Origin of the sequence: Streptomyces sp. NPDC015345 (genome assembly GCF_043078805.1) — a bacterium.
GTDB lineage: Bacteria > Actinomycetota > Actinomycetes > Streptomycetales > Streptomycetaceae > Streptomyces.
The window spans coordinates 544,255-571,168 of sequence record NZ_JBIBTX010000007.1 but is presented as its reverse complement, the minus strand read 5'-3'; the positions used below and the strand labels follow the sequence as shown (position 1 = coordinate 571,168).

Sequence of the window (26,914 nt, the reverse complement as noted above, 5' to 3'; positions counted from 1 at the left end):
CCACGCGGGCGTCGGCGTCAGGCCTACACCGCGGGAGCGTCGGCGTCGGGGCCGATCCTGCTCCGTACCACCGTCTGTACCTCGTCCTCCTCGGCGGGGTCGGAGGCGAGCCTGCGCAAGCGGTTGACCACGCGGGCGTCGCCGGTCTCGGCGTGGCGCGCGGCGACCCCGCGGGTGGATTCCTCGCAGTCCCAGAGGCATTCGACGGCGAAGCCCGTGGCGAAGGTGGGGTCGGTGGCGGCGAGCGCCCGGGCGGCGCGGCCGCGCAATTGGGAGGAGGCCGTCTCGCGGTAGACGTGGCGCAGCACGGGGGCCGCGCAGGCGATGCCGAGGCGGCCTGCGCCGTCGACGAGGGTCCAGAGCGTCGGCGCGTCGGGTCCCTCGCCGCGGACCGCCTCGCGGAGCGCCGCGAGGACCAGCTTGCTGTCCTGCGCGTCGCCCCGGCAGGCGAGCACGCGTCCGGCGGCGGCGCCCAGGGCGTCGGGGCGGTAGGCCCAGCGCCGGGCGCGCTCGACGGCGGCGGGGTGCCCCATCCGTTCGAAGGCCTCGGTCGCGGCGTCCACCACGACCGGGGAGTGTCCTTCGACGGCGTACTCGATGAGGTCGAGGACGGCGGGATCACGGGCGTCGGCCAGGTAGCGCAGGGCGGTGCCGCGCGCCCCTTCGGAGCCGCTCCGGGCGGCCTCGACGATCTCGGCGCGGTCCTCGGGTCCGGCGACGGCGCTCAGGCAGCGGGCGGCGGGCACGTGCAGCACGGCGCCGCGTTCGAGGCCCTCCTGGGCCCAGTCGAAGACGGCCTGGACGCTCCAGCCGGGGCGGGGGCCGGCCGGCCGCATCTGCCGCTGCCAGCGGTCGAAGGAGCCCTGTTCCCGCGCGGCGCGCACGCGGGCGCCGATATCGGCGCGGGGGTCCTCCTCCCACAGGCGCCAGGGCCGTGGTTCGTAGGCGTCGCGGACGGTGGCGGCCAGTTCGGCCTCGCCCTCGGCGTCGGCGGGGAATCTGGCGAGCACGGGGGCGGCGAGGGCGCGCAGGCCCGCGTCGTCGTCGCGCAGGGCCAGCTCGTCCAGGGCCCACGCCCAGTTCGTGCCGAAGGCCGCGTACCGCCGCAGGAGCTCCAGGGCGTCGTACCTGCCGTACGAGGCGAGGTGCCCGAGGACGGCGAGGGCGAGACCGGTGCGTGAGTCGTCCGTGTTGAGGACGTCCTCGGCGTCGAAGAGGTGCCGCTCGATCGCGCCGAGCCCGCCGTGCAGGTCGAGGTAGAGCCGGGCGTAGTACAGCGAGCGGTTCTCCACCTGCCAGTCGTGGCGTGGATCGTTGAGCACGCAGTGGTCGAGGGCGGCGAGCGCCTCGGACCGCGGTGCCGTGAGTGCGTGCAGCGTGCCGTCGCCGCGGCCGCGCTGCAACAGGCCGAGCAGCGTACCGCTGGGCGCTATGACCGGATCGAACATGGGAAACAGCCTCACATCAAGCGTCGACGCAACCGGGAATCACGCATTACCTGGCCGCGCGCCAACACGTCGGGCCGCCCGCCGTCTCTTGCTTGTCGAAGACCATCTTCCTCTGCCTCTCGTCCGTGGCCCTGGGGGTCCCGGACGGAGGTCCGGGGGCGGGCCGCTCACGGCCCGCGCGGTGCGGCAAGATCTGCCCCGCCGTCGCGTCCGTGAATCACGTCGTCATGATGACCCGGCGGTCATGCCCGCCGCGACCACATTTCCATCGCCCCCGTCGTTGCTGGTCGGCTACCCGCTCAGGCGGCCCCGAACAGCTTCAGCAGCTCCGTCTTCTGGAACATCCGTGCGGTGTCCACCGCCGACGGCATCCCGGCGGCCGGGTCGGCCCCGCCGTCCAGAAGGGCCCGGACGACCGCGTCCTCGCCCTTGAAGACGGCGCCGGCGAGCGGCGTCTGCCCCCGGTCGTTGGCGCGGTTGGCGTCCGCGCCACGCTCCAGGAGGGCGTGGACGGCGTCGGCGTGCCCGTGGTAGGCGGCGAGCATCACGAGCGAGTCGCCGCTGTCGTTGGTGAGGTCGGCGGGGACGCCCGCGTCGACGTACGCCGCGAGCGCCGCGGCGTCACCCTGCCGGGCCAGATCGAAGATCTTGGTCGCCAGCTCCACGACCTCGGGGTCGGGGGCTTCGCTCATGGGGGCGTCCGCCTTTCTGGGATGCGCTGCCGGTGCAGCCGTACGAGTGAATCGACAGGGTACTGCGCTCGGCGGCACATGACGCGGCCCGGCCGAGGCAAAGATCACGGCGGGCTCGGGGCCCCTCCGAGTCGGCCATTGACGCCTGGCACAGCTCTGCCCAGCTCTGCCATTCGAGGGAAATTTCGCTTATTTCACTCATTTGCACCTTTTGTCGTATGGATACATCCTGTGAGCCTGGAAGAACTCATGGTGACTGTCCCCATCAACCAGGAGAACCCTCATGATCCTGTCCATCTCGGGCGTCGTCCTGCTCGGCATCATCGTCTTCCTCTTCTTCCGCAAAGACGGACTCAAGGCCTCCCACGCCCTGGTCTGCGCACTCTTCGGCTTCTACCTCGCGGGCACCGCCATCGCCCCGAGCATCAAGGCCGGCGGCGCGAGCCTGGCGAGCCTGCTGGGCGGGATCAAGTTCTGACACCCCTGCCTTTCGTAGGCACTTTCGTACGCACCTCCAGGAGACTGACGTGGCCAGGCGCCCACTCCCCCGCATCCTGAGCAACGGCACCGCGACCCTCGCGCGAGGCCGGGAGCTGGCACGGTCGGCCGTCGACAGCGCCACGGACGTTCTCCACCCGCTGATCACGATCGCTCGTGGACTGCGCCGGCTGGCTGCCGCCGGGCGGCGCAAGTGGGTCGACACACCCAAGGACAAGCGCGGACCGCTCCTGTTCTTCGTGGCCTCCGTGCTACTGGTCGTGGTCCTCGTCCCCTACGGCCCGGGGATCGCCCTCATCGCCCTGATGGGGGCCGCCGCGTGGACGGGCCGCGACCGCACCGGGCGCGCGCCGGCCGGCCCCGACGAGGCGCAGGCACAGCGGCTGCGGTGCCTCTACGAAGCGCTCGTCCCGTACTTCTCGGTCCCCGAGGACCCCGCCCCGCTCTTCGCCCACGGCGGCGAATGGGACAAGGCGTTCCCTTCCTACGAATTCGACGACACCGGACGGATCTCCCGGCTCGTGGTGCGCTATCCCGCGTACTTCACGGACGGCGAGGCCGAGTCCCGCGCGCGGATCGAGCAGTTGCTGCACGCGAAGTCGGGACGCGGACGCGAATACCACTTCGCGTGGGACGAGGAGGGCAACGAACTGACCGTCGCCGTGCTGCCCCCGCTGCCCACCGACATCGCGGCCCAGCGCTTCGTCACCGCCCCCGGGGAGACCGTCCTCGGCTTCACCGACGAGACCGGCGTCCGGCGCACCCTGCCGGTGGCCGACGGCGAGGAGCAGCGCGACGTACCCCCCGTCGTGTGGCGCACCGGCATCCGCTCCACCGAGCCCCACCTGCTGATCGCGGGCCAGCCGGGCAGTGGCACGACAACACTGCTGCGCTCCGTCGCACTCCAGGCGCTGCGGTACGGGGATGTCCTCGTCGTCGAGGGCAGCGGCACCGGCGACTACGCCTGTCTCGCGGGCCGCGAAGGAGTCCTGGCCATCGAGTGCGGGCTGGCCGGGGCGCTGGCGAGCCTCGAATGGGCGGCGCACGAGACCGAGCGCAGGCTCATCGCAGCCAACCGTGCCCGGCAGGCGGGCCGCCCGTCGCCTGAGGACATCAAGCGGCCCCTGTGGATCCTCCTCGACCGGCCGAGCGCGCTCGGCCACCTCGCCGCCGCCGACGGGCGCGACGACCCGCAGTCGCTGCTCCATGTACCGCTGCGGCACGGCAGGGCGGCGAACGTGACGGTGGTCGTCGCGGACCAGCTGGACTGCCTGGACGCCCTGAGCGACTCCGTACGGCAGCACACGCGCGCGCGTGTGGTGCTCGGGCCCGCCCTGCCCGACCAGTTGGAGGAGGTCCTCGGTGCGCGCCCCGCCACGACGCCCACCGCCGAGGTCCCCCCCGGCCGGGGCTACGCGCGGCTCGGCCCCGGCCCGGTGCACCGCATCCAGGTGCCCGCGACGCCCGACCCGTACGACGACGCGACCAGCGAGGCGCACCGCCTCGCGGTCATGGAACTGCTGCCGCCGCGGAGCACTCCGGCGGACACCGAGACCGCCGACGAGGCCGCGGAGGAGCTTCCCGAAACGATCGCCGGGGCGGAGCCGGTCCCGGCGGAGAGCTGAACTCGGCAGAGGGGGCCGGGCTCAGGCCACGAACGGTTGCGCGACCTCCGCACCCGCCCCGGCGCCCGTCTCCACGAGGCGGGCGGCTGCGGCCAGGCGCACCGCCGCCTCCTCGGCCACCGCGCCGCCCACGGTGAACGGCAGCCGCACATAGCCCTCGAAGGCACCGTCGACACCGAAGCGCGGCCCTGACGGCACCCGCACCCCCACGCGCTCGCCCACCTCGGCGAGCCGTGACCCGGACAGGCCGCCGGTGCGCACCCACAGCGTCAGACCGCCGCGCGGCACCTCGAACTCCCAGCCGGGCAGTTCGCGGCGTACGGCGGCGACCAGCGCGTCACGGTTCTCCCTGGCCTGCTCCCTGCGCACGTCCACGGCGGCTTCCCAGCCGCCGGTGTTCAGGAGCCAGTTCACGGCCAGCTGTTCGAGCACGGGGGTGCCCAGATCGGCGTAGGCGCGGGCCGCGACGAGGCTGCGGATCACGTCGGGTGCGGCCCGCACCCAGCCGATGCGCATGCCCGCCCAGAAGGCCTTGCTCGCCGAGCCGACGGTGATGACGGTGGAGCCGGCCGGGTCGAACCCGCAGACGGGGCGCGGCATGGTGAGTTCCGGTTCGAGCCCCAGCTCGCTCATCGTCTCGTCGACGACGAGGACCGTGCCGGCCGAGCGGGCCGCCTCGACCAGCTGCCTGCGCTGGTCCTCGCCCGCGAGCGCGCCCGTGGGGTTGTGGAAGTCCGCGACGACGTACGCGAGCCGGGGCGCCGCGTCCCGCAGGACCTGCCGCCAGCGGTCCATGTCCCAACCCGTCAGCCCTTCGGCCATGGCCACGGGAACGAGCCGGGCGCCCGCCTCGCGCATGAGCTGGAGGATGTTGGCGTACGAGGGGGACTCCACCGCGATGCGTTCGCCGCGCCCCGCGAAGAGATGACAGATCGCGTCGATGGCGCCCATCGCGCCGGTGGTCACCATGATCTGCTCGGGCATCGTCGGGATCCCGCGCGCGGTGTAGCGCTCGGCGAGCATCTCGCGCAGGGCGGGCAGGCCCGCGGGGTAGTCGCCGTGCGTGTGGGCGTAGGGGGGCAACGCCTCGAGGGCGCCCTGCACCGAGCGGGTCAGCCACGGCTCGGGCGCGGGCAGCGCCGCACAGCCCAGGTCGATCATCGAACCGAGCGCCTCCGGAGGCAGCGGTTCGAGCCCGCGCGCGGGCAGGGGGTTTCCGGCGGGGACGGCGGTCCAGCTGCCCGCTCCCCTGCGGGACTCCAGGAAGCCTTCGCTGCGCAATGCCTCATAGGCGGCGGCCACGGTGGTGCGGCTGACGGCGAGCGCCACCGCCAGTTCGCGTTCGGCGGGCAGGCGCGCGGCGACGGGGACGCGGCCTTCGAGCACCAGCAGCCGGATGCCGTCGGCGAGCGCGCGGTAGGCGGGCGGGCGGCGGGCGCCGGTGCCGCTGGGAGGCGCCTGCTGGGAGGCGAGGAGCCGGGCCAACTGGGTCGAGCCCATCGCTGAAGTCCACTGAGCCATGATTCCCAGTCCACCTTCCCCGGATTGGCCATGGTTTCGGTCTGCTTCCAAGCCACAGGGTGTCATGCGTCAAGCCACCGGCACTACTGGGGAGCGTTCCTTGTCCGTCACCGAGCCACAGCCGCGGCGGCGTCTGAGGCCGCATCTCACGAGGCGGCTCGTCCAGCTGTACGCGGGGCTGGCGCTGTACGGCGCGAGTTCCGCGCTGATGGTCGAGGCGGGGCTCGGGCCCGAACCGTGGAACGTCCTCAACCAGGGCCTCGCCGAGCTGACCGGTCTGTCCATCGGGTCCGTGTCGATCGTCGTGGGCGCGGCGGTCCTGCTGCTGTGGATCCCGCTGCGCCAGCGCCCCGGCCTCGGCACGGTGTCGAACGTCGTCGTCTGCGGCGTGGCGATGGACGCCACCCTGGCGCTGCTCCCTGACGCCCACGCGCTCGCCGTACGCGTACCGCTGCTCGTGGCCGGGGTCCTGCTCAACGGAGTGGCGACCGGGCTCTACATCACGGCGGCGTTCGGCCCCGGGCCGAGGGACGGCCTGATGACGGGCCTGCATCGGCGCACCGGCCGCTCGATCCGGCTCATCAGGACCTCCATCGAGGCGACGGTCGTCGTCACCGGCTTCGCCCTGGGCGGCACGGTCGGCGCCGGCACGGTCCTCTACGCGCTGTCGATCGGTCCGCTCGCCCAGTTCTTCCTGCGCCGCTTCGCCCCGCCCGCACCCGGCGCGGGAAACGTCATCGCCTCCGGCGGTCCTTCGGAGGCGATACTTCAGCGGTGACCACGCGCGTACGCCATCCCTACCTCGATCACCCGGGACCCCTGGCCCTCGCCCACCGCGGGGGCGCCGCGGACGGCCTGGAGAACACCGCCGCCGCCTTCCGGCGCGCCGTCGGTCTCGGCTACCGCTACATCGAGACCGATGTGCACGCCACGGCCGACGGCCGCCTCGTCGCCTTCCACGACGCGACGCTCGACCGCGTGACGGACGCGGCGGGCCGCATCATCGACCTCCCGTGGAGCGAGGTGCGCCACGCGCGCGTGGCCGGCACGGAGCCGGTGCCCCTCTTCGAAGAGCTCTTGGAGGCCTTCCCCGAAGTGCGCTGGAACGTGGACGTGAAGGCCGACCCCGCGCTGGCGCCGCTGCTCGACCTGATCCGTCGCGCCGGGGCCTGGGACCGCGTCTGCGTCGGCTCGTTCTCCGAGGCGCGCGTGGCCCGGGCGCAGCGCCTCGCGGGCCCGCGCCTCGCCACGTCGTTCGGTACGCGGGGCGTGGCGGCGCTGCGCATGCGGTCATACGGCGTCCCGGCGGTTCTCCGCCGCTCGGCGGTCTGCGCGCAGGTGCCCGAGACGCACGGCGGGATACGGGTGGTCGATCACCGCTTCGTGCGGGCCGCCCACGCGCGCGGGCTCCAGGTCCACGTGTGGACCGTCAATGACGCCGGGCGGATGGCAGCCCTGCTGGACCTGGGCGTGGATGGCATAGTTTCCGATCACATCGAGACGCTGCGCGAGGTGCTGGAGGACCGGGGGGCCTGGATCTGACGGGTCGGACCGCCCGAGGGCGGCTTCGCACCACGGGGAACAGAGGTCACGGGTGGGCACCGACACCGAGCGGACGGCCGCGGCCGACGAAGCCGCCGCCGAACGGCGGCGCGAACAGCGCGGCTGGTACTTCTACGACTGGGCGTGCTCGGTCTACTCGACCAGCGTCCTGACCGTGTTCCTGGGCCCCTACCTCACGGAGATCGCCAAGGCGGCCGCCGACCCGGAGGGGTACGTGCACCCGCTGGGCATCCCGGTCCGCGCGGGCTCCTTCTTCGCGTACGCGGTGTCCGCCTCCGTGCTCGTGTCCGTCTTCGTGATGCCGCTGGCGGCCGCCGCCGCCGACCGCACCGGGCGCAAGAAGCCGCTGCTCGCCGTGGCCGCGTACCTGGGGGCGGCCGCGACGGCGGGGATGTTCTTCCTGGACGGCGACCGCTATCTCCTCGGCGGCCTCCTGCTGATCGTCGCCAACGCCTCGCTCGCCGTCTCGATGGTGCTCTACAACTCCTACCTGCCCCAGATCGCCCCTCCCGAGGAGCGCGACGCGGTCTCCTCGCGCGGCTGGGCCTTCGGTTACGCCTCGGGCGCCCTGGTCCTGGTGGCGAACCTGGTGCTGTTCCTCGCCCATGACACCTTCGGTGTCTCCGAGTCGACCGCGGTCCGCATCTGCCTGGCGTCGGCCGGTGTGTGGTGGGGCGCCTTCACCCTCGTACCGCTGAAGCGGCTGCGCGACCGGCGGGCGGCGCCGTCGGAGGGCGCGTCGCGCGGGGGCCTGCGGCAGTTGGCGGCGACGGTGCGCGACATGCGCAGGCACCCTCACACGCTCGCCTTCCTGCTGGCGTACCTCGTCTACAACGACGGGGTGCAGACGGTGATCTCCCAGGCGTCCGTCTACGGCTCCGAGGAGCTCGGGCTCAGCCAGTCCACGCTGATCGTCGCGGTCCTGCTGGTGCAGCTGCTCGCGGTCGCCGGGGCGCTCACCATGGGCAGGCTCGCCCGGGTCCATGGCGCCAAGCGCGTCATCCTCGGCTCCCTCGTGGCCTGGACCGTGACGATCGGGGCGGGTTACTTCCTGCCCTCGGGGGCGCCCGCGTGGTTCTTCGTCCTGGCGGCGGGGATCGGCCTGGTCCTCGGCGGCACGCAGGCCCTGTCCCGCTCCCTCTTCTCGCACCTGGTGCCGCGCGGCAAGGAGGCCGAGTACTTCTCCGCGTACGAGATCAGCGACCGCGGGATGGCCTGGCTGGGGCCGCTGATCTTCGGTCTCACCTATCAGCTCACCGGGAGCTACCGGGACGCGATCGTCTCCCTCGTGGCCTTCTTCGCGCTCGGTTTCGTGCTGCTCGCGAGGGTGCCGGTGAGGCGTGCGGTGCGCGACGCGGGGAACCCCGTACCCGAGAGGATTTAACAACTGAGGGCAAAGGCCGGTAGTGTACGCGTTTGGCCTGCCAGGCGGACCGTTACTGCGAGCTGGAGATTCAGAAACGCTGGGTGACATCTGCTGTCAGATGTGACAAACCGGGCGCTGGTGGGTACAACAAGGGGCGGCATACGACGGCGACGCATGACCCTGAACGGGAATCTTTACCGCCGACCGGACGTTGACCGGATGACGACGACAGCGACACCTGTCCTGTGGGCGACAAGCCCGGGAGGCACGATTCATGAGTGAGCGAGCTCTTCGCGGCACGCGCCTCGTGGTGACAAGCTACGAGACCGACCGCGGCATCGACCTGGCTCCGCGCCAGGCCGTGGAGTACGCATGCCAGAACGGACATCGTTTCGAGATGCCGTTCTCGGTCGAGGCGGAGATCCCGCCGGAGTGGGAGTGCAAGGTCTGCGGGGCCCAGGCACTCCTGGTAGACGGCGACGGACCTGAGGAGAAGAAGGGCAAGCCGGCGCGTACGCACTGGGACATGCTCATGGAGCGCCGTACTCGAGAGGAACTCGAAGAGGTCCTGGAGGAGCGCCTCGCGGTCCTTCGGTCCGGCGCCATGAACATCGCGGTGCATCCGCGGGACAGCCGCAAGTCCGCCTGACGACGGACCCGGCACACAACCGCACAGCAGCACAAGTACGAGGGCCGGGGCCACTGCTCAGCAGTGGCCCCGGCCCTCGTGCGTCTGCGCCTCGTGTGTCTGCGCCTCTTCTTCGTGTCGGTCTTTCCGACGGCACGCCGTCAGTGCGGCAGCTGCGGGTCGTCAGGGCGGGGGCCGCGCGCCGGCGGCTCGTCCCTGATGACCTCGCCCTGGACGACCTTGCCGTCCGGGCGGTGCATGCGCGCCTGCTGGAAGGGGTCGCCGAGGCCGCCGGGCGTCGCCTCGCGGACCTTGCGCTCGAACGTGCGCTCCGCGTACTTTCCGAGGGCCTTCTGGACCGGCGGCACCAGCAGGATCAGGCCCAGGGCGTCCGAGATCAGGCCGGGCAGGATGATCAGGAGACCGCCCAGCATCGTCAGGGCCCCGCCGCCGCCGGACGCGGCGGGCTCGGGCGGGATGCCGCTCTGCTGCTGTTGCACCGCCTCGCTGAGCTTGCGGAAGGCCCTGCGCCCCGCGCGCTTGATCACCGCGGAGCCGAGCACGAGGCCGCCCACCAGGAGCAGGAAGACCACGAGCCCGTTCGTGGCGCCCGCCACGACGGTGAGCAGCCAGATTTCCAGGACGAGCCACGCGGCGACGCCGAGCGGCAGGAACCTCAGGGGCCCGGAGCGCCGGGGCCTGGCGGGTCGGATGGGAGGCGGTGCGCCAGTCGTCATGCTCCCAGTGTGCCTGGGTCCGCCTCAGGCCGGGATAAGGGGTATGATCAAGAAGGCGGGGCGCAGGTGCCGCTCAGGGCTGCTTGCGCCCGATGACCCGGCCCACCCGCTCGCCCACACCCCAGGCGGTGACCCGCCACAGCGCCTCGACGACGATGTTCTGGCTCATCTTGCTGTCGCCCAGTTCGCGCTCGACGAACGTGATCGGCACCTCGACGACGTGGTAGCCCGCCTTGATCGCGCGGCGCGCCAGGTCGACCTGGAAGCAGTAGCCCTGCGACTCGACCTCGCTCAGGCCGAGGCCTTCGAGGGTCTCGCGGCGGAAGGCGCGGTAGCCGCCCGTCACGTCCCGGATGGGCACATCGAGCAGCAGGCGCGAGTAGGTGCTGCCGCCGCGGGAGATGAACTCGCGGTGCTTGGGCCAGTTCACGACCCGGCCGCCCGGCACCCACCGGGAGCCGAGCACGAGGTCGGCGCCCTTGAGCGCGGTCAGCAGCCGGGGCAGTTCCTCGGGCTGGTGGGAGCCGTCGGCGTCCATCTCGATCAGCACGCCGTAGTCGTGGTCGAGCCCCCAGCGGAAGCCCGCGAGGTAGGCGGCGCCGAGGCCTTCCTTGCCCTTGCGGTGCAGCACGTGCACCTGCTCGTCCTCGGCCGCGAGCTCGTCGGCGATCTTGCCGGTGCCGTCGGGGCTGTTGTCATCGGCGACCAGGACGTGCGCGTCCGGCACGGAGGCCCGCACCCGGCCGACGATGGACGTGATGTTCTCCGCCTCGTCGTAGGTCGGAATGATCACCAAGGCCGTGCCGAGCGAGCCGAACTGCCTCCCCTGGTCTCCCGCTTCGAAGACCCGACCGCCGTCGTTCACTACTGCCCCTTCGTTCGTACGCAGAGGACAACCATAGTGGCCGCGGCCTGCGCCGCAGCGGCGGCACGGAGGTAGTGGCGGCCGGCACTGCGGATCGGGGCCCGGCACCCTTCGGGCCGACCTGGGACCCGCTGGCTGCGGATCGACCGAAAGCCGTTGTCTACTGAGCGTCCGGGCCCCACCCGGGTCACACCTGCCGATCGGCTCATACGTTCCCTCGCCTCCGCGTCGCGGGCGCTGGACCTGGCTCCCAGTGGTGGTGCGCCGGTGCGGCACACCACCCATGACCCAGCGGCGTTCGACGACTGCGTGGAGGTTCGCCTCTCGGACGTCCTGTGGTGGACCCGGCCGAACCTACCGGCCCACGACGGCTCTCTGTCAATAGCCCGGTGAGCTGCGGTGACGATGAAGGCCACCAGGTCAGCGCCGAGGATTCCCAGGTCGCGCGGAACCCCGGCGGGCCGCCATCGGCGCCGCGCACCGCCGGGACATCACTCGTCCGGCCCCGCATGGACCGTCCGGCCGCCCACCACCGTGCGCAGGCAGACCGGGAGTTCACCGCCCGGCGACAGGTCGGGCAGGCCGGGCGTGCCCGAGCGCGGGTCGGTCGACCAGCGGGCCACGCGGTCGTCCGGGGCCTGCACCACGAGGTCGGAGGAGCGCCACACCGCGTAGTCCGCGGGCGCGCCCGGCACCAGGACACCCGCGTCGTCACGGCCGACGGCGCGCCAGCCGCCCCTGGTGTGGGCGGTGAACGCGGCGCGCACGGAGACGCGGTGCTCGGGCGTGCGGTGGAAGGCGGCGGCGCGGACCGTGCCCCAGGGGTCGAGCGGCGTGACGGGGCTGTCGGAGCCGAAGGCCAGGGGCACACCGGCGCGCAGCAGGGCCGCGTACGGATTGAGGGTGCGCGCCCGGTCGGCGCCGAGGCGCTGGGCGTACATGCCGTCCTCGCCGCCCCACAGGGCGTCGAAGGCGGGCTGCACGGACGCGGTGAGGCCGAACTCGGCGAGGCCCGCGATCGTCTCGGGGGTGAGCATCTCGGCGTGCTCCACGCGGTGCCGGGCGGCCCGGACGCGCGCAGGGCCGAGCTTCTCGGCGGCTTGGCGCATGCCGTCGACCACGGAGCTCACCGCGGCGTCCCCGATGGCGTGGAAGCCCGCCTGGAGGCCCGCCTCGGTGCACGCCACGACATGGGCGGCGACGGCGGCGGCGTCCAGGTGGGCCGTGCCGGTGTGGGCGGCGTCGGCGTACGGCTCGTGGAGGCAGGCGGTGTGGGACCCGAGGGCGCCGTCCACGAAGAGGTCACCGGCGGCGCCGAGCGCCCCCAACTCCCGGGCGCGGGCCACACCTTCCTCGCCGTGCTCGGCCCAGTAGCCGACGACGCGCGGCCCCGGCTCGTCGGCGGCGAGCCGCAGCAGCCCGGTGAAGTCGTCCTCGTCGGAGATTTCCGGGCCCGCGCACTCGTGCACGGAGCCGATGCCGAGGGACGCGGCGCGCCGCAGGGCGGCGCGCTGGGCCTCCGTGCGCTGGAGGGGCGTGATGGCGGCGAGGGCGGCGGCGCGCGCCCCGTGGTGGGCGTCGCCGGTCAGCGGGGCGTCCGGGCGGAAGCCGGTGCGCTCGGTGATGCCGGGCACCAGGTCGAGCAGCGCGGTGGTGGCGACCGCCGAGTGGACGTCGATGCGGGAGAGGTAGAGCGGCCGGCCTCCGGTGGCCTCGTCGAGCTCCGCGCGCGTGGGCGGGCGGCCGCCGGGCCAGCGGGCGGCGTCCCAGCCGTGGCCGAGCAGGACGGTGTCGTGCGGCCGTGCGGCGGCGTGTTCGCGTACGCGTACGAGCGCGTCGTCCAGCGATCGGGCCCCCGACAGGTCGAGTCCCGTGAGGGCGAGGCCGGTGGCCGTGGTGTGCACGTGGGCGTCCGTGAAGGCCGGGGTGACCAGGGCGCCTTCGAGGTCGACGATGTCGTCGACGCCGTCGGCGAAGGCGTCCGCCGCGCCCTCGGAGCCGACCCAGGCGACATGGCCGCGCTCGACGACCATCGCGGTGGCGAAGGGATCGGCGGGGCTGTGGACGTCACCGCCGCGCAGCAGCACGGTGCGGTGGCTGTGGGCATCCTGGGGGCCCTGGGCGTCGTTCCCGGGGGCGGTGCTCTGGCTCATGGGTCCAGTCTCACCCCTGTGGAGGGGCGGCCGACGCGGGGGTCACCCCAGGGCGCGCGCCGCCCGGTGCGGGGGTCCGCTCGTCGACTCGGCGGCCACCGGGCGCCCCTTCGAGGCCCCCCAGGGGGCCGCGCACGAGCAGAAAGCGCATGCTGTTCAGACCTGCGGCGGGCGGGCCTCGTAGGGCGTGGAGAGCACGACGGTCGTCCGCGTGGAGACACCGGCGAGCGCGCGCAGACGGCTCAGCAGGTGCTCCAGTTCCAGTGGGGTGGCGACGCGGACCTTGAGGATGTAGTTCTCGTCCCCCGCGACGCTGTGGCACGCCTCGATCTCCGGAACGCCGGCGAGGCGTTCGGCGATGTCGTCGGGTGCGCTGGGGTCGAACGGCTTCACCGAGATGAAGGCCGTGAGGGGCAGCCCCACGGCCTCGGGGTCGACGACCGCGGCATAGCCACGGATGACGCCGCGCTGCTCAAGGCGGCGCACCCGCTGATGCACGGCTGACGTGGACAGGCCCGTGGCCTTGCCCAGGTCGGTGTAGCTCATCCGCCCGTCCTTGACGAGCAGCTGCACGATCTGTCGGTCCAGCTCCTCCATGCGCCGAACCTACAGGGCTCTTGATCCTTGCGGATACCTGAGCACCCGAAGGACTCGCACGCCGGGGCAACTCCCTCGGGCATGTGACGAACACCACACTGCTGTGACCGTGTCCGATGGGATGCCACGATTACCCCTACGACGGGACGGGAAGTGCTTGCTGTGGTCGAGGCCGCAGCGCCTTGTCGGCCCACCCAAGGGGGAGAGTCCCATGCAGAATTTGAAGCGCCCCGGCAGGTCCACTCGCGCCAAGCAGCAGCAGGTCGCCGAGCCCGAGCCGGAGGGTGTCGAACCGGCTGACGCCCTTCTCGACGCCTACGACACCTTTGAGATGTACCGCGTGAACTGCCCTGACTGCGGGCAGCCGATCGCGCTCCTCGCCGACGAGGACGTCCTGCCCGAGCACGCGCTGTGCCCCACTCCGTGGAACCCGTTCGGGCTCACGGTCTGTGCCGGCACGGGCCGCGCGGCCACGGACGCCACGCCCACCGACGAGTCGATGGAGGTTCAGGAGCAGGACACCGCCCTGCTGTTGACGCTCCCTCAGGGACTCGACTGGCGGACGCAGCCGTTCTCGCACGTGGGCGGTCCGGGGTCACGCCCGTTGCGCGCGCCCCAACAGCAGCGGCCCGCCGCCTGATTCACCAGTAGCTGCCCTGCACCATGGCCGCGAGGCTGCCGTGGTGCAGGATCAGCGTGTCCGTGTCCTGTGGCGCACCGGGCGCGGCGACTTCGCCGAAGTGGACCCGGCGGTAGGCGACGCGCAGCATGACGATCGCGTGCCGCAGCGCCGCGTACAGCGTGTAGAAGTCCATGGCGTGCGGGGTGTGCCCGGTGAGCCGGGCGTACGTGTCCTCGACGCGGTCCCGGCGCAGGAAGTCCGGCAGCCCCGGCTGGCCGAAGCTCACCGTCAGGTCCTGGAAGAAGCGGTGCAGGTAGATCATCCAGCCGAGGTCGACCTCGCGCGGGGCGAGCGCCGCCATCTCCCAGTCGAGGACGGCCGCGGGTTCGAAGCCGTCGTAGACGATGTTGCCGATGCGTGCGTCGCCCCAGTTCAGGACGGGTTCGCCGACGGTGTCCGGCCACAGCTCTTCGAGGCGGTCGAAGGCACGCTCGATCAGAGGTGAGCGGGGCAGTCCACTCACCACCCATGCGTAGTAGGCGCGTTGGGCCTCGACATGGCGGCGCAGCGGACCGCCCTCGCCGGGCAGTGCGAGGAACTCCACCTCATCCGCCGGGACTTGCTCGTGCAGCCGGGCCACCACGGCGACCGAGGCCTCCTCCAGGTGTGCGCGTTCGGCGTCGGTGGCGGCGTGCAGCCAGTTCCCCTCGTACGTGTAGGGCATGACGTCCGGCGGTACGCGGCCCTCGACCCGCTCCATGACGAGGAAGGGCGCACCCAGCGGTCCGGGGTCCTCTTCCAGCCACAGGACACGCGGCACCGGCAGGTCGGTGTGCTCGGTGACGAGCCGCATGGTGCGGTACTGGCGCGGCATGTCGTAGACGGGGAAGATCGTGTACGCCGTCGGGTCGGCCGCGAGGCGCAACGCGCAGCCCCGCGAGGGTGGTTCGGGGTGCTCGACGGTGAAGAGCAGGGTCTCGCTGGACATGCCGTTGGACTCCGGGACGCTCATGTCGACCACCTTGGCGCCGGGCAGCCGGGTGTCGAGCCAGGCCGTGAGGCGGCGGGCGAGTTCTTCCGGGTCACGGGTGGTGGTACGGGGGCGGGGTGCCGATGCCATGTCCGTGCTCCTTCGTCGAACCGGCGGCGGCCTTCAGGGCGCCACGGAGTCGAAACCGGTGAACCCGCTCGGGTCGTGGCGGCCGAAGCTGCCGTGCTCGAAGATGCCGTGGCCCGTGCGGCCGTCCAGGGTGAAGCGCGCGGCGTGGTCGATGACCCCGTATGCGGCCAGCGGGTGGGCCGCGGGGTCCGAGAGGTCGTAGATGCGGCGGTCGGTCCAGCCGCGGCCTCGCCAGGTGCCGTGCTGCCAGTCGTCGGCGGGCGGGTAGCCCGCGCCGACGGCCAGGGGCAGCGAGGCGAGCACCTCGACGCCGAGTTCCAGGGGCTTGTGCCCGCCGGGGTCCGTGAGGTGGATGACGGCGTGCTCGGGGTGGCGGGTGCCGGGGCGGTAGACGATGTCGGCGCGGGGCCAGCCGAGTTGGCGGTCGCGGTGGCCCGGGCGGACGAGGGTGGCGTCGTTGAGGGTGCGGTAGCCGTCCGCGTCCTCCTGGACGACGACCATCAGGAAGCGGTCATCGAAACGCACCGGGCACCAGATCCAGTGGAAGCCCTCGGCGGCGAACTCCTCCTCCAGGCGCCCGCGTTCCTCCCCTGGGATGGGCCGCACGCCCCAGCTGCGGTCGCGGGTCGCGGTCCACTCCCCCGCCGTCACGGGGATCTCCTCGCCGCCCACGCGGATCGTCCCCGAGGGGCGGCCCACCTGGACGAAACGGCGCCCTTCGAGGGTGAGCCGTCCGCCGCGGCGCTGGATGTGGTGCGGTTCCCAGAGCGCGGGGAAGTCGGCGTTCCAGGTGAGGTCGTACGACAGGGAGGCGGGGTCACCTGGGTCGGCGGCGCACTCCAGCCGCAGCCGGCGCAGCGGCTCGTCGACGGTGATGCGCAGGGGGCCGACCGAGAGGTCCGTCCGGTCGTCGCCGAGGGCGTCGGCGGCGCGTACGGCGTGCAGTGTGTCGCCGGTGCGGAGGGTGGCGTACGCGTCGATGACTCCGGTGTTCGGATAGACGCCGAGGCCGAGGATCAGCAGGGCGTGGCCCTCGTGGTCGAAGAGGTGGTAGATGCACCGGTCGTAGGCGTTGCGGTCGCCCGTCGCGACGTGCTTCATCGACAGGGGGACCTGGTGCACGGGGTACTCGTCGAGCGGTACCGGACGGTCGTCCTCCACGGGAAACCTCCCTGGGCGCGCGGCAGTTCGGCGTGGAGTTGACGGTACGTCAGTCGCTGGGCCGGAGCCATAGACGTGCGTGCGCGGCCGCGTCCGGGCGAGGCGGGCTTCGGGCGGGGCGGGAGCCGGGCCGGGTGCCTGCCGCGGGCTGGGCCCACCCCGCGGACCGAGCCAGGCCGAGCCGAGCCCCGTGCTCCCCGGCGAGTAGACGCCCCGAGCGCAGGGCAACGGATCCAGCCCCGGGGGCGCGCCGGGCCGTCCGCCGCGCGCACGCGTGCTTCGGGGCGCGCTACGTCGATCCCCGCGCGCTTCAGGCCGCTCCCGGGCGGCGCTCGCGCCCGGGGTGCGGATGCGGCCCGTCCGCCGCCCCCGACACGCGGATGCCATGAACTGACGCCCTAATCCGCAGGGCGGTGACTTCGGTGCCCGGGCAGGCGTTGGTCTGGCATGACCCCCACGGACATGGGCCCGACGCACGTCCCCACCAGCCGTCGGCGACGCACCCTGGTGATGGTGCCCGCCTCCGCAGAATCGGTTCCCCCGCGAGCTCAGCAGGCAGAGCCGCGTCAGCAGACGTACCAGCAGCATGCGTACCAGCAACATGCGTACCAGCAACATGCGTATCAGCAACCCCCGACGGCCCCCCGCCCGCAGCCGCCCCATCCACAGCCGCCCCACCCGCAGCCCCATCTTCAGGACCCGCCGATCTACCGCGCCCTGATCCGTCACTGGATCGACCGCGGCCGGACGCTGCCCGGGCGCCACGACCCGGAGTGGACCCGGCTGGTGGCGCCGCCCGTGCCCCGGGGTCAGTTCAGCGCGTCTCGGGACCCGCGAGGTGACGGGCGATGACCATGCGCTGGATCTGATTGGTGCCCTCGACGATCTGGAGCACCTTCGCCTCGCGCATGAAGCGCTCCACGGGGAAGTCCGCCGTGTAGCCGTAGCCCCCGAGGACCTGCACGGCGTCCGTCGTCACCTTCATCGCGGCGTCCGTGCACAGCAGCTTGGCCATGGCCGCCTGCTTGGCGAACGGCCGGCCCGCGTCGCGCAGCCTGGCCGCCGCCAGATAGAGCGCCCGGCCCGCCTCGATCTGCGTCGCCATGTCCGCCAGCATGAAGCGCAGCCCCTGGAAGTCCACGATCGGCCGGCCGAACTGCCGCCGCTCGGTGACGTACGCGAGCGCCTCGTCCAGCGCCGCCTGGGCCACACCGATGGCGCAGGCCGCGATGCCGAGCCGCCCCGAGTCGAGCGCCGAGAGCGCGATGGCGAAGCCCTGGCCCTCATCCCCGATGCGGCGGGAGTCCGGGACGCGGACGCCGTCGAAGTGGATCTGCGCGGTGGGCGAACCCTTCATGCCCATCTTCTTCTCGGGCACCGCCGCGGTCAGCCCCTCCGCGTCGCCCGGCACCAGGAAGGCGGTGACGCCCCGGGCGCCCTCGCCGCCGGTACGGGCAAGGAGGGTGTAGAAGTCGGCGACGCCGCCGTGCGTGATCCAGGCCTTGGTGCCGTCGATGACCCAGTGGTCGCCGTCCCGGACGGCCTTCGTTCGCAGGGAGGCGGCGTCCGAGCCCGACGCCGGCTCGGAGAGGCAGTACGCGCCGAGGAGGCCGCCGCCGAGCATGGCGGGCAGGTGTTCGCCCTGCTGCTCCTTGGTGCCGTACCCGGCGAGCGCGTGGCAGGAGAGCGAGTGGACGCTGACGCCGAGGCCGACGGTCAGGCGTGCGGCGGCGAGCTCCTCCAGGACCTGGAGGTAGACCTCGTAGGGCTGGTCGCCGCCGCCGAACTCGGAGTCGTACGGGAGACCGAGCAGTCCGGCCTCGGAGAGCAGGGTGAAGACCTCGCGCGGGAAGCGTCCGGCTTCCTCCTCCTGCGCCGCGTGCGGAACGATCTCGCGCTGGATGATGTCCCGGACGAGCGCGAGCAGATCCCTGGCCTCATCCGTCGGCAGCTGGCGATCCACCGGCTGCGGGGCGTGGTCGGGCATGACGCTCTCCTCCCTGTCGGGCTACGGCGGGCGCCCGCGCAGGGTGAGGCGGCGACGCCGGAAACGATGCCGAGCCAGGGTCTCTCCCGGGTCACGGAAGCGGCTGACCAGCGACTGCGGCGCGTTGAGTATGCCCGATCAGCGGCAGCCAGTCACTGGTTAACGACCGCTTACTCGAAAGATAGCCGGAGATCGTCGCGGGCGGCCGGATTGGTCCGAACCATTGACCGCACTGGTCTAGTCCTCCTAGTGTTCCATTGAACGACTTACCGCGTTCATGCCAAAGGCTCCCGGCACAGCACATCCGCGGGTCCCCAGCAGCAACCCCCGTCCCCCGCGTCTCACTGGTTTCCCCCCCACGAGGAGACATGATGCTCAGATCGCACTCCCCTCGCCCCGGCCTCCGCGCCCTGATCGCCACCGCCTGTTGCGCCGTCCTCGGCGCGGGCCTCCTCGGCGGGGCCGGCAGCGCCGCCGCCGAACCGGACAGGACCCCGACGACCAAGGCCGCCGCCGGTTCGAAGGTCGTCGGATACTTCACCGAATGGGGTGTCTACGGCCGGGACTACCACGTCAAGAACATCGAGACGTCCGGCTCCGCCGCCAAGCTCACCCACATCAACTACGCCTTCGGCAACGTCCAGGGCGGCAAGTGCGCGATGGGCGACGCCTACGCGGCGACGGACAAGGCCTACACCGCCGCCCAGTCCGTCGACGGCGTGGCCGACACCTGGGACCAGCCGCTGCGCGGCAACTTCAACCAGCTGCGCAAGCTCAAGAAGAAGCACCCGGACCTCAAGGTGCTGTGGTCCTTCGGCGGCTGGACGTGGTCGGGCGGCTTCACGGAGGCCGCGAAGAACCCGGCGGCGTTCGCCCAGTCCTGCTACGACCTGGTCGAGAACTCCAAGTGGGCCGATGTCTTCGACGGCATCGACATCGACTGGGAGTACCCCAACGCCTGCGGCCTGACGTGTGACACCAGCGGGCGCGAGGCGTACAAGAAGCTCATGGCCGCGGTCCGCGCGAAGTTCGGCAGCGGCAATCTCGTGACGGCGGCGATCCCCGCGGACGCCTCCGCGGGCGGCAAGATCGACGCGGCCGACTACGCGGGCGCCGCCCAGTACGTCGACTGGTACAACCCGATGACGTACGACTACTTCGGCGCCTGGGACGCGAAGGGGCCGACCGCCCCGCACTCGCCGCTCACCTCCTACACCGGCATCCCGAAGGCCTCGTACCACTCCGACGCCACGATCAAGAAGCTCCGGAGCCTCGGCATCCCGGCCCAGAAGCTGCTGCTCGGCATCGGCTTCTACGGACGCGGCTGGACGGGCGTCACGCAGAAGGCCCCCGGCGGCACCGCGACCGGGCCCGCCGCGGGCAAGTACGAGCAGGGCATCGACGACTACAAGGAACTGAAGACCAAGTGCCCGGCGAACGGCACGGTCGGCGGGACCGCGTACGCCCACTGCGGGAACAACTGGTGGAGCTACGACACCCCGGCGACCATCGCGGGGAAGATGAACTACAAGAACCAGGCGGGCCTCGGCGGCACGTTCTTCTGGGAGCTCAGCGGCGACACGGCGAACGGTGAGCTGATCAAGGCCATCAACTGACGTACTCGGCACGTGTGTTGGGGCGGGAGCCGGTCGGCTCCCGCCCCTTCGCGCGCAGCCGCCTCAGGGCCGCGAAGGCGCCGGGAACGACGGCTCGAAGTCCTCGATGACGCGCAGCGTGTCCCCGAGGGTGCGCACGAGGAGGGCGCAGACCCGGTCGCGCGCCAGACCGCGGTGCCCGACCCAGTCGAGCGTGATGCCCTCGACGCTGCACAGCCAGCCGAGCAGCGCGGTGCGGGCGAGACACGGGATGTCGGCGCGGCCGTACGTCCCCTCGGCGATCGTCTTGATCATCGCCTCGCGCACGCCGTCGCGGATGGCGTGCACCTCGGCGTCGAAGCCGACTCCCCCGCTGATGATCGCCCGGTAGGCGGCCTGGTGGTGCTCGGCATAGCGCAGATAGCCGTCGATGGTGCGCTGCACGCGCTCCACGGGCGGCAGGTCGTCGTGCCGTCCGGCGCGCGCGACCAGGTCGGCGACGGAGTCCTCGATGATCGCGAGGTAGTAGCCGCGCTTGGACTTGAAGTAGTAGTAGATCAGCCCTTTGGCGACGCCCGCCTGCTTCGCGATGTCGTCCATCGACAGAGCGTCGTAGGACCTGTCGGCGAACAGCTTCCGGCCGATGGTGATGAGTTCGGCGCGGCGAGCCGCGGAACGGTCGGTACCGCGCTGTTGACTATTATTCAATTTCGGCCCTAGTCTCCAACTGCCGTGGGATGTCCGCAGTATGGCAGAGCGGTGCCACCTGCCGACCGGCTCCCGACGGCGCTTCACGCACTCCCCTTACGCACGCTTGACGACGCGGAACACGCACGTTTGACGACGCGGAACGACGTACGGGAGGAAGACAGTGGGCGCTAGCCGCAACGCGTTACGCGAGGGCAGGACCTCCTGGAGGAAGACGGCCGTGGTGGCCATGCCGGCCGTCCTGGCCGTCGGTGTGATGGCGTCCGTGATGGCCGAGGGCGCGCTCGCCGCGTCCTTCGCAGTCTCGGGCACCAGCTTCCAGGTCTCCTCGGGCAAGCTGACGAGCGAGGGCCTGTCCTCGTACGTCCAGACGGACCGGGACATCGACGGCAAGGGGCACCCGGTGGCGCTCCTCGGGATCGGGGACGCGACCCTGTCCGACATCTGCCAGGCCGCCGAGGTGAAGACCCCGCTCGGCACGGTCGTCTTCAAGCTGACCGCGGGCGGCGACGCGGGCAACGTCACCGCGAGCAACCTCGTCATCGACGGCGAGGACCTGGTGGGCGACGCCCGCTTCGGCACCGCGCAGATCGGCCGGGACGCCTCGACGCTGGACGAGGTGCCCGGGGTCAAGGGCGAGCGGGGCAAGTTCGGGCTCCAGGCCGGGGACATCACGGTCTCCGGGGTGAAGTCCCACGCCTGGTCGGCGACGGGCGGGAACTTCCGGCTCAAGGGCATGCGGGTCGACGTCAGCCTCGGCGGCAAGAAGTGCTTCTGACCGGCGGCGGCAGAGGTGGTGTCAGACCCTTCCGCGAGGACGGCGGCGGCCCCCTCGACCGGCGGCTGCCCTGGCCCCGGCAGCGGCGGGTGCTGCGCAGGTGGCGGCGTACGCGGCCGTTCTGGGGTGGCCTGCTGCTGCTCCTCGGCGGCGCCGAACTGCTGCTGGTGCCGCTCTCGCCGCTGACGGTCCTGGTGAGCCTCGGGCTCGGCGGGATCGCGGCGGTCGGCATCGGGATCGCGCTGGTGGTGGCGGGGCTCTTCCTGTGGTTCCTGCCGCACACGCACCACTATGTGAGCGTCAACGCCCTGATCCTGTCGGTGCTGTCGTTCGCCGCCACCAACCTCGGCGGGTTCCTCGTCGGCATGCTCCTGGGGATCGCCGGCAGCGCCATGGGCTTCGGGTGGACGCCGGTGCCCGAGGACGCCGAGGAGGACCCGGCGCCGCCGAGGGTCCGGGACGGACAGGGCACGCGGACGCTCGCCGTGCTGCTGCCGGTGGTGATCGTGGCGGGGATCGTGAACGGAACCCCGGCCAGGGCGGCTCCCGCCCCTTCGATCGTGGCGGCCAGGACGCCGCCGACCATCACCACCACGCTCTTCGCCCCGCAGGGCTTCATCGTGGCGGGCGTCAAGGAGATCCCGACGGCGGACGGCCCGCTGAAGGTCATGGTGCTCCGGATGAAGGCCGCCTCGCTCACCGACTACGAGCTGACGACGCGGGACGGGGGCGAGGAACTCGCCCTGGGCGCCGACACGCTGGACCTGAGCGGCTCGGTCACGCTGTATCTGACCAAGTTCAGGGGGTGCGTCGAGGGCCTGCTCTGTCTGACCTTCACCCCCGACAGGCTGCCGGTGCCGCCCCTCGTACCGCCGTTCGTCTTCATGACGGACGTCAGCGCCGAACAGGCCCTGGTCACCTCCGACTCCATCGTGGCGGGCGGGCTCTCCCTGAAGGCCTCGGCGTGAGGGGCGTGGTGTGATCCAGATCCAGGCCGCCCTGTTCTGGGCGTACGCGATCGGCGCGACCTTCGCGCTCTGTGCGGGGCGCCAGTTGCAGGTGTGGGAGCGGATCAACGCCGGTGAGGGGCCGCGCACCCGCAGCCGGGCCGCCAACCCCTATCTGGCGCTCACGGCGCTGTTCGCCGCCGTCCTGATGGTGCCGACAGGGCTCTTCCTGCTGTGGCAGAACCCCGCGTGGGCGACGATGCACGTCGCGGCCGGTCACGAGGACGTATGGGCGGGGTTCGTCCTCGGCTACGCGGGCGGGATCCCGGTGGCCGCGATCCTCGGGTTCCTCGTGGCGCAGGCGCTGGTGCTCGCGGGGGCGGGCTACTGGGCCTGCCTCCAGTGCGTGGGCGGGTACTTCCTGCTGTTCGGGACGCTCGTCCACGGGTGGGACGGCCGGGGCTACGAGCGGTTCCTCTCCCCCGGTGCCGACGACTTCGCCGACTGGCCGAGGGACAGCGTCGTCAACCACGTACTGGACTTCGTGACGTCCGGGACGTTCCTGGCGCTGCTGCTCTTCGGGGCCGCGGTGATCGGCACCATGCTGGCGACCGGGGTCGGCTGGCTCATGGAGGGCTGGTCGCTGCCGGGAGCCGACGAGGACCGCAAGGTGCCGAGGGTCCTCGCCGTCGTCATCGCCGGCGCCGGGGTGTACGGGCTGCCGTTCGTGGGCGCGCTCCTCGCGAGCGTGCTGGTGCGTCTGCTGGGCGGATGGCTCGGGCTGCCGCTGTTCGCGATCGTGGCGGGGCTCACACTGCTGCCCCGGCGGTCACCGGTGCGGTGGCTGTACGGCCTGGTGGGCGTCCCGCACCGGCACTGGCGGGCCGGCGCGGACGGCAACGGCGACTACGTCGGCGGGGTCACAGCAGACCGGTCTGCGTGACGAGCATCGCGAGGACCACGACGAGCGTCCAGCCCGCGAGGTGCTCCAGGAGATTCGGCCCGTCTTCCTTGGGGCCGCCGGTACGGGCCCGGACGCGGACGGCGGTGGCAGAGAACGCGGTCATGTCTTCTCACTGATTCTTCCGGCAGCGGTGTCCCCCCATGGAACCCCTCCACCATGCCAGCAGGAAACCTGTCCGGGGGCGAGACCTTGGTCACGCCACAACTCGGGCGGAGCGCCGTGCGTCTAGAACGAGACACGACGTACGTCCGCGCACCATCCGACCGAGAGGTTCCCGATGAGCACGAACCGGACGCCCCACCGCGGAGCACGGCTCGCCCTCGCGGCCGCGATCACCGTGGCGGCCGCCCTGACCGCCCCGGTCTCGCAGGCCGCCCCGGCCACGGGCGGCAAGCCTTCGCCGGGCGCGCCCGGCCTCGGCGACCCGCTGTTCCCGCTGGACGGCAACGGCGGTTACCGGGTGGACCGCTACTACCTGGACTTCGACTGGCAGGCGCCGAAGACGCCCTTCGAGGCGGCGACGACCATCAGGGCCACGTCCACCCAGGCCCTCTCCCGCTTCAACCTGGACTTCGCGGGCAACACCCTGCACGCCGTGACGGTCAACGGCTCGAAGGCCGGCGCGTCCCGCGAGGGCGACGAGCTGACCGTGACCCCCAAGACACCGATACGCAAGGGCAGTTCCTTCACGGTCAGAGTCACGTACACCGCCGACCCCAGCCAGACCCGGCACCGCGACGACGCCATCGAGGACTACGGCTGGATACCCACGCCGGACGGCACGGTGGTCTACCCCCAGCCGAACGGCGCCCGCATGATCTTCCCCGCCGATGACCACCCGAGCCGGCGCGCGCCGATCACCTTCCGCATCAGCACGCCGAGCGACCGCACGGCCGTGGCCAACGGCAAGCTGGTCTCGCGCGTCGAGGCCCCCGGCGGCCGGGTCCGCTGGACGTACGACTCCGAGCAGCCGCTCTCCACACAGCTGGTGCAGCTGGCCGTCGGGAAGTTCCGGCTGGTCGACGGCGAGGGCCCCGGCGGGCTCCCGCTGCGGGACGTCGTCCCCGAAGCTCTGGTCGAGCCGACCGCCGAGTACCGCAAGCTCACCCCCGACCACGTGAAGTGGCTGGAGGAGCGGCTCGGCCCCTACCCCTTCAACCGCTACGGCGTCCTGGTCGGCGACACCGACCTCGGCGTCGCCCTGGAGACCCAGACGCTCTCCCTGGTGCCCAAGGCCGACCTGCTGGGCACGAAGGTCGACGCCGAGCGGAATCTGGTGCACGAGCTGACCCACCAGTGGTTCGGGAACAGCGTGGCCCTGGAGAGCTGGTCGGATCTGTGGGTGAGCGAGGGCCACGCCCGCTTCTACGAACGCCTCTACTCGGAGGCCAACGGCGGCGACAGCTTCGAGGCCGCCATGAAGACCGCGTACGCCGCGCACGACCAGTGGCGCAAGGACTTCGGCGCCCCCGCCGAGCCGACCGAGCCGAACCTCTTCAAGCGCATGCGCTACGACGGCTCCGCGCTCGTGCTGTACGCGCTGCGCGAGCAGGTCGGCGACGCGACGTTCCAGCGGATCGAACGCGCCTGGGTGAGCGGTTTCCAGGGGCGCACGGCGAGCACGCGGGACTTCGTCGACCTGGAGTCGAAGGTAGCGGGCGAGGACCTGGAGGGGTTCCTGCGGCCCTGGCTGTACGGCTCTAAGACGCCGCCGATGCCGGGGCACCCGGACTGGGTGGTGGACCCGGTGACGTGAGGCCCGCCGGGGGCGCGGGCACCGCGGCCCGCGCCCCCGGGCACCCGTCAGCGGATGCCGACCACCGCGAGGGCCTGCCGCTGCGCCGTGCTGAGCTTCACCGGGAAGTACAGGTAGCAGACGCCGCCCGTGCCGGAGACGACCTTGCCGGTGGAGTTGTAGCGCTTGGTGCGCAGCCAGATGTTCTCCCACTCACGCCGCCTGTAGATCCGGCGCACCGCGTCGTTGCTCGGCGAGGCCGGGTCGTTGGCGATCACGTCGCCGTCCGCCGTGAAGCCGATGACCGTCATCAGATGCCCCGCCGTGCCGTACCCGGCGCCCGTCAGCTCCTCCTTGAGGAACGACTGGGACGTGATGGCCGGGATGCCCGCCGCGATCAGCTGCTCCAGCTCGGTGAGCGAGGCGAGCCGGGTCACGACGCCCTGGAGGTCGGTGTACGTCGCCGCGTACGCCGCGTTGAAGGGCCAGTTCCCGCAGCCGTCGTACTGGTAGTCGAACGTCTGGCGGGCCGCGTGGCACACCTGCGGGTCGGCGTAGGAGGGGTCGACCCAGGCCAGGTCCTCCGGCTTCGGCTTGCGCCCCCAGTACTCGATGATCATCTGTGAGGAGGTGGGGCTGCACCAGGCCTCGCCGCCGTTGTCGTACTCCGGGTACTGGCCGACGTGGATCTCCTGCGAGTAGCGCGGGACCGTCAGCTCCTTGGCGACGCCGGGCGCGGAGGCGGGAACCGTGAAGCGGTCGGGGACCGCCGAGGCCATCGCGCCGAGCCGCCAGACCGTCGGCGTCGCGGTGGTGCCCGGCGTGCGGTACAGCGTCAGGCGCAGCCGGTAGGAGACGACGCGCGGACCGGCCGTCGCGTCGTCCAGGGAGAGCGTGTCCGTCCAGACCGTCGACTTGCCGTCGGTCTGGCCGTCGACCGAGGTCCGCCGGATGTCGGTCTCCTTGTCGTCGCCGGAGGTCCAGCGGCCCATCACGTACCAGGGGCTGTCCGAGCCGTCGGCGTACGTGACCATCAGCTCGGCCTGGAGCCAGGTCCCGGCGGGGGTGCGCGCGTTCCAGGAGGCGATGACCTCCGTCGCGGGGACGGTGGAGCGGTGCGTGGGCGAGGTCCAGCGCGCGTGCTCCCAGGCGGCGGTCCTGCCGGTGTGCGGGTCGGTGTAGTCGGTGCGGCCCGCGGGCTTCGCGATCCGCAGGCCGGGGCGGCCTCCGGTGACGACCGCGGTGCCCTCGGCGGTGCCGGCCCGCCAGTCCTCGTACGAGGTCCAGAAGCGGTTGTCCACGAAGCGGTCCGCGCGCGGCGCGCGGCGCGCCGGAGCCGTGCCGCCCGCGGCCAGGGCGGGGCCCGTGGTCGCCGCGAGGGCGGTCAGGGCGGCGGCCGTGGCGAGCACGGATCTGCGGGACATGGTGTCGGGGCGGTCGGGGTGGTCAGCTCGGTCCATCAGGGGGACCCCCAGTCGACGTGGTCTCCGGCCGGAGCCGGAAGGGTCGGGTCAGGTACACGGAAGTGGTCGGCCGCACGGAAGTGGGGCAACTATGGCCGGTCCCGGCCGTCTTCTGCCAGCGCTTCGGGCACCACCGCGCGC

At 72.2% G+C, this 26,914-nt stretch carries 25 protein-coding genes; 12 read left to right on the top strand and 13 right to left on the bottom strand.

All coding sequences use genetic code 11. The features are described from left to right. Positions 1-23: 23 nt before the first annotated feature. Entirely contained in the window at positions 24-1,448 is a 1,425-nt protein-coding gene (locus tag ACF062_RS29315; RefSeq protein WP_392142648.1) for a HEAT repeat domain-containing protein, read from the bottom strand. 299 nt (positions 1,449-1,747) lie between these two features. Continuing rightward, positions 1,748-2,140: an ankyrin repeat domain-containing protein gene (locus tag ACF062_RS29310; protein ID WP_356575032.1), complete on the bottom strand. Its 393-nt coding sequence runs from the start codon at positions 2,138-2,140 to the stop codon at positions 1,748-1,750. Positions 2,141-2,423: 283 nt separating this feature from the next. On the opposite strand from ACF062_RS29310, the gene ACF062_RS29305 reads away from it, so the two are divergent. Together ACF062_RS29305 and ACF062_RS29300 are read left to right on the top strand one after the other, a co-directional pair. Then, positions 2,424-2,618, top strand: a complete 195-nt coding sequence (locus ACF062_RS29305; protein WP_018534760.1) for a hypothetical protein — start codon at positions 2,424-2,426, stop codon at positions 2,616-2,618. Between the two features lie 49 nt (positions 2,619-2,667). Beyond that, a complete protein-coding gene (locus ACF062_RS29300; protein ID WP_392142647.1) occupies positions 2,668-4,263 on the top strand; it encodes a hypothetical protein in 1,596 nt (531 codons plus the stop codon). Positions 4,264-4,284: 21 nt separating this feature from the next. Here the strand turns inward: ACF062_RS29300 and ACF062_RS29295 are convergent, their stop codons facing one another. Continuing rightward, complete coding sequence (locus ACF062_RS29295; protein WP_392142646.1) at positions 4,285-5,784, bottom strand: PLP-dependent aminotransferase family protein; 1,500 nt, start codon at positions 5,782-5,784, stop codon at positions 4,285-4,287. A 64-nt stretch (positions 5,785-5,848) separates the two neighbouring features. Here ACF062_RS29295 and ACF062_RS29290 point away from each other — a divergent pair, with 64 nt between their 5' ends. From ACF062_RS29290 to ACF062_RS29275, 4 genes are all read left to right on the top strand, one after another. Continuing rightward, on the top strand, positions 5,849-6,562 hold the full coding sequence (locus tag ACF062_RS29290; RefSeq protein WP_392142645.1) for a YitT family protein: 714 nt from the start codon (positions 5,849-5,851) through the stop codon (positions 6,560-6,562). After that, a complete protein-coding gene (locus tag ACF062_RS29285; RefSeq protein ID WP_392142644.1) occupies positions 6,559-7,326 on the top strand; it encodes a glycerophosphodiester phosphodiesterase in 768 nt (255 codons plus the stop codon). The genes ACF062_RS29290 and ACF062_RS29285 overlap by 4 nt, the downstream gene beginning before the upstream one ends. 52 nt (positions 7,327-7,378) lie before the next feature. Further along, positions 7,379-8,731 (top strand): MFS transporter, encoded by a 1,353-nt coding sequence (locus ACF062_RS29280; protein ID WP_392142643.1) that lies wholly within the window; start codon positions 7,379-7,381, stop codon positions 8,729-8,731. 256 nt (positions 8,732-8,987) lie between these two features. Further along, a complete protein-coding gene (locus tag ACF062_RS29275; RefSeq protein WP_030360404.1) occupies positions 8,988-9,362 on the top strand; it encodes an RNA polymerase-binding protein RbpA in 375 nt (124 codons plus the stop codon). 140 nt (positions 9,363-9,502) lie between these two features. On the opposite strand, the gene fxsA is transcribed toward ACF062_RS29275, so the two are convergent. The 4 genes from fxsA to ACF062_RS29255 form a co-directional block, all read right to left on the bottom strand. Further along, on the bottom strand, positions 9,503-10,078 hold the full coding sequence (gene fxsA / locus ACF062_RS29270; RefSeq protein ID WP_392142642.1) for an FxsA family membrane protein: 576 nt from the start codon (positions 10,076-10,078) through the stop codon (positions 9,503-9,505). A 73-nt stretch (positions 10,079-10,151) separates the two neighbouring features. Beyond that, complete coding sequence (locus ACF062_RS29265; protein ID WP_392142641.1) at positions 10,152-10,943, bottom strand: polyprenol monophosphomannose synthase; 792 nt, start codon at positions 10,941-10,943, stop codon at positions 10,152-10,154. 491 nt (positions 10,944-11,434) lie between these two features. Continuing rightward, on the bottom strand, positions 11,435-13,096 hold the full coding sequence (locus tag ACF062_RS29260) for an amidohydrolase (RefSeq protein WP_392142640.1): 1,662 nt from the start codon (positions 13,094-13,096) through the stop codon (positions 11,435-11,437). 156 nt (positions 13,097-13,252) lie between these two features. Then, a complete protein-coding gene (locus tag ACF062_RS29255; protein ID WP_030789227.1) occupies positions 13,253-13,693 on the bottom strand; it encodes an Lrp/AsnC family transcriptional regulator in 441 nt (146 codons plus the stop codon). A gap of 211 nt (positions 13,694-13,904) precedes the next feature. Here ACF062_RS29255 and ACF062_RS29250 point away from each other — a divergent pair, with 211 nt between their 5' ends. Beyond that, the gene (locus ACF062_RS29250; protein ID WP_320591507.1) at positions 13,905-14,333 is read left to right on the top strand and encodes a hypothetical protein; all 429 of its coding nucleotides are present in this window, start codon (positions 13,905-13,907) and stop codon (positions 14,331-14,333) included. Position 14,334: 1 nt separating this feature from the next. On the opposite strand, the gene ACF062_RS29245 is transcribed toward ACF062_RS29250, so the two are convergent. The 3 genes from ACF062_RS29245 to ACF062_RS29235 all read right to left on the bottom strand — a co-directional run bounded on the left by ACF062_RS29245 (position 14,335) and on the right by ACF062_RS29235 (position 18,583). After that, positions 14,335-15,435, bottom strand: coding sequence for a phosphotransferase family protein (locus ACF062_RS29245; protein WP_392142639.1), 1,101 nt, complete (start codon positions 15,433-15,435; stop codon positions 14,335-14,337). A 33-nt stretch (positions 15,436-15,468) separates the two neighbouring features. Beyond that, entirely contained in the window at positions 15,469-16,596 is a 1,128-nt protein-coding gene (locus tag ACF062_RS29240) for a hypothetical protein (RefSeq protein WP_392142638.1), read from the bottom strand. Between the two features lie 814 nt (positions 16,597-17,410). Then, positions 17,411-18,583: an acyl-CoA dehydrogenase gene (locus ACF062_RS29235; RefSeq protein ID WP_392142637.1), complete on the bottom strand. Its 1,173-nt coding sequence runs from the start codon at positions 18,581-18,583 to the stop codon at positions 17,411-17,413. Between the two features lie 371 nt (positions 18,584-18,954). Here ACF062_RS29235 and ACF062_RS29230 point away from each other — a divergent pair, with 371 nt between their 5' ends. Beyond that, the gene (locus tag ACF062_RS29230) at positions 18,955-20,199 is read left to right on the top strand and encodes a glycoside hydrolase family 18 protein (protein WP_356575112.1); all 1,245 of its coding nucleotides are present in this window, start codon (positions 18,955-18,957) and stop codon (positions 20,197-20,199) included. Between the two features lie 63 nt (positions 20,200-20,262). Here the strand turns inward: ACF062_RS29230 and ACF062_RS29225 are convergent, their stop codons facing one another. After that, positions 20,263-20,886: a TetR/AcrR family transcriptional regulator gene (locus ACF062_RS29225; RefSeq protein WP_392142636.1), complete on the bottom strand. Its 624-nt coding sequence runs from the start codon at positions 20,884-20,886 to the stop codon at positions 20,263-20,265. A gap of 229 nt (positions 20,887-21,115) precedes the next feature. On the opposite strand from ACF062_RS29225, the gene ACF062_RS29220 reads away from it, so the two are divergent. From ACF062_RS29220 to ACF062_RS29210, 3 genes are read left to right on the top strand one after another with little or no spacing between them, the layout of a single operon-like run. Next, a complete protein-coding gene (locus ACF062_RS29220) occupies positions 21,116-21,664 on the top strand; it encodes a DUF6230 family protein (protein ID WP_239570443.1) in 549 nt (182 codons plus the stop codon). Then, complete coding sequence (locus ACF062_RS29215) at positions 21,655-22,632, top strand: DUF6114 domain-containing protein (RefSeq protein WP_392142635.1); 978 nt, start codon at positions 21,655-21,657, stop codon at positions 22,630-22,632. The genes ACF062_RS29220 and ACF062_RS29215 overlap by 10 nt, the downstream gene beginning before the upstream one ends. A 10-nt stretch (positions 22,633-22,642) precedes the next feature. Further along, positions 22,643-23,554, top strand: coding sequence for a hypothetical protein (locus ACF062_RS29210; protein ID WP_392142634.1), 912 nt, complete (start codon positions 22,643-22,645; stop codon positions 23,552-23,554). Here ACF062_RS29210 and ACF062_RS29205 read toward each other — a convergent pair. Beyond that, a complete protein-coding gene (locus ACF062_RS29205) occupies positions 23,532-23,678 on the bottom strand; it encodes an SCO1431 family membrane protein (protein WP_320591503.1) in 147 nt (48 codons plus the stop codon). The genes ACF062_RS29210 and ACF062_RS29205 overlap by 23 nt on opposite strands. 174 nt (positions 23,679-23,852) lie before the next feature. Between ACF062_RS29205 and ACF062_RS29200 the strand changes: the two genes are divergently transcribed. Continuing rightward, on the top strand, positions 23,853-25,331 hold the full coding sequence (locus ACF062_RS29200; protein ID WP_392142633.1) for a M1 family metallopeptidase: 1,479 nt from the start codon (positions 23,853-23,855) through the stop codon (positions 25,329-25,331). A 47-nt stretch (positions 25,332-25,378) separates the two neighbouring features. On the opposite strand, the gene ACF062_RS29195 is transcribed toward ACF062_RS29200, so the two are convergent. Continuing rightward, a complete protein-coding gene (locus ACF062_RS29195; protein ID WP_392142632.1) occupies positions 25,379-26,770 on the bottom strand; it encodes a peptidase C39 family protein in 1,392 nt (463 codons plus the stop codon). Positions 26,771-26,914: the final 144 nt, after the last annotated feature.

What these genes read in the sequence shown, in the direction of transcription:
- ACF062_RS29315 (WP_392142648.1), bottom strand. Translation starts at nt 1,448, where the DNA reads ATGTTCGATCCGGTCATAGCGCCCAGCGGTACGCTGCTCGGCCTGTTG.
- ACF062_RS29310 (WP_356575032.1), bottom strand. Translation starts at nt 2,140, where the DNA reads ATGAGCGAAGCCCCCGACCCCGAGGTCGTGGAGCTGGCGACCAAGATC.
- ACF062_RS29305 (WP_018534760.1), top strand. Translation starts at nt 2,424, where the DNA reads ATGATCCTGTCCATCTCGGGCGTCGTCCTGCTCGGCATCATCGTCTTC.
- ACF062_RS29295 (WP_392142646.1), bottom strand. Translation starts at nt 5,784, where the DNA reads ATGGCTCAGTGGACTTCAGCGATGGGCTCGACCCAGTTGGCCCGGCTC.
- ACF062_RS29290 (WP_392142645.1), top strand. Translation starts at nt 5,849, where the DNA reads ATGCGTCAAGCCACCGGCACTACTGGGGAGCGTTCCTTGTCCGTCACC.
- ACF062_RS29275 (WP_030360404.1), top strand. Translation starts at nt 8,988, where the DNA reads ATGAGTGAGCGAGCTCTTCGCGGCACGCGCCTCGTGGTGACAAGCTAC.
- fxsA (WP_392142642.1), bottom strand. Translation starts at nt 10,078, where the DNA reads ATGACGACTGGCGCACCGCCTCCCATCCGACCCGCCAGGCCCCGGCGC.
- ACF062_RS29260 (WP_392142640.1), bottom strand. Translation starts at nt 13,096, where the DNA reads ATGAGCCAGAGCACCGCCCCCGGGAACGACGCCCAGGGCCCCCAGGAT.
- ACF062_RS29255 (WP_030789227.1), bottom strand. Translation starts at nt 13,693, where the DNA reads ATGGAGGAGCTGGACCGACAGATCGTGCAGCTGCTCGTCAAGGACGGG.
- ACF062_RS29250 (WP_320591507.1), top strand. Translation starts at nt 13,905, where the DNA reads ATGCAGAATTTGAAGCGCCCCGGCAGGTCCACTCGCGCCAAGCAGCAG.
- ACF062_RS29245 (WP_392142639.1), bottom strand. Translation starts at nt 15,435, where the DNA reads ATGGCATCGGCACCCCGCCCCCGTACCACCACCCGTGACCCGGAAGAA.
- ACF062_RS29235 (WP_392142637.1), bottom strand. Translation starts at nt 18,583, where the DNA reads ATGCCCGACCACGCCCCGCAGCCGGTGGATCGCCAGCTGCCGACGGAT.
- ACF062_RS29230 (WP_356575112.1), top strand. Translation starts at nt 18,955, where the DNA reads ATGCTCAGATCGCACTCCCCTCGCCCCGGCCTCCGCGCCCTGATCGCC.
- ACF062_RS29220 (WP_239570443.1), top strand. Translation starts at nt 21,116, where the DNA reads ATGCCGGCCGTCCTGGCCGTCGGTGTGATGGCGTCCGTGATGGCCGAG.
- ACF062_RS29205 (WP_320591503.1), bottom strand. Translation starts at nt 23,678, where the DNA reads ATGACCGCGTTCTCTGCCACCGCCGTCCGCGTCCGGGCCCGTACCGGC.
- ACF062_RS29200 (WP_392142633.1), top strand. Translation starts at nt 23,853, where the DNA reads ATGAGCACGAACCGGACGCCCCACCGCGGAGCACGGCTCGCCCTCGCG.
- ACF062_RS29195 (WP_392142632.1), bottom strand. Translation starts at nt 26,770, where the DNA reads ATGGACCGAGCTGACCACCCCGACCGCCCCGACACCATGTCCCGCAGA.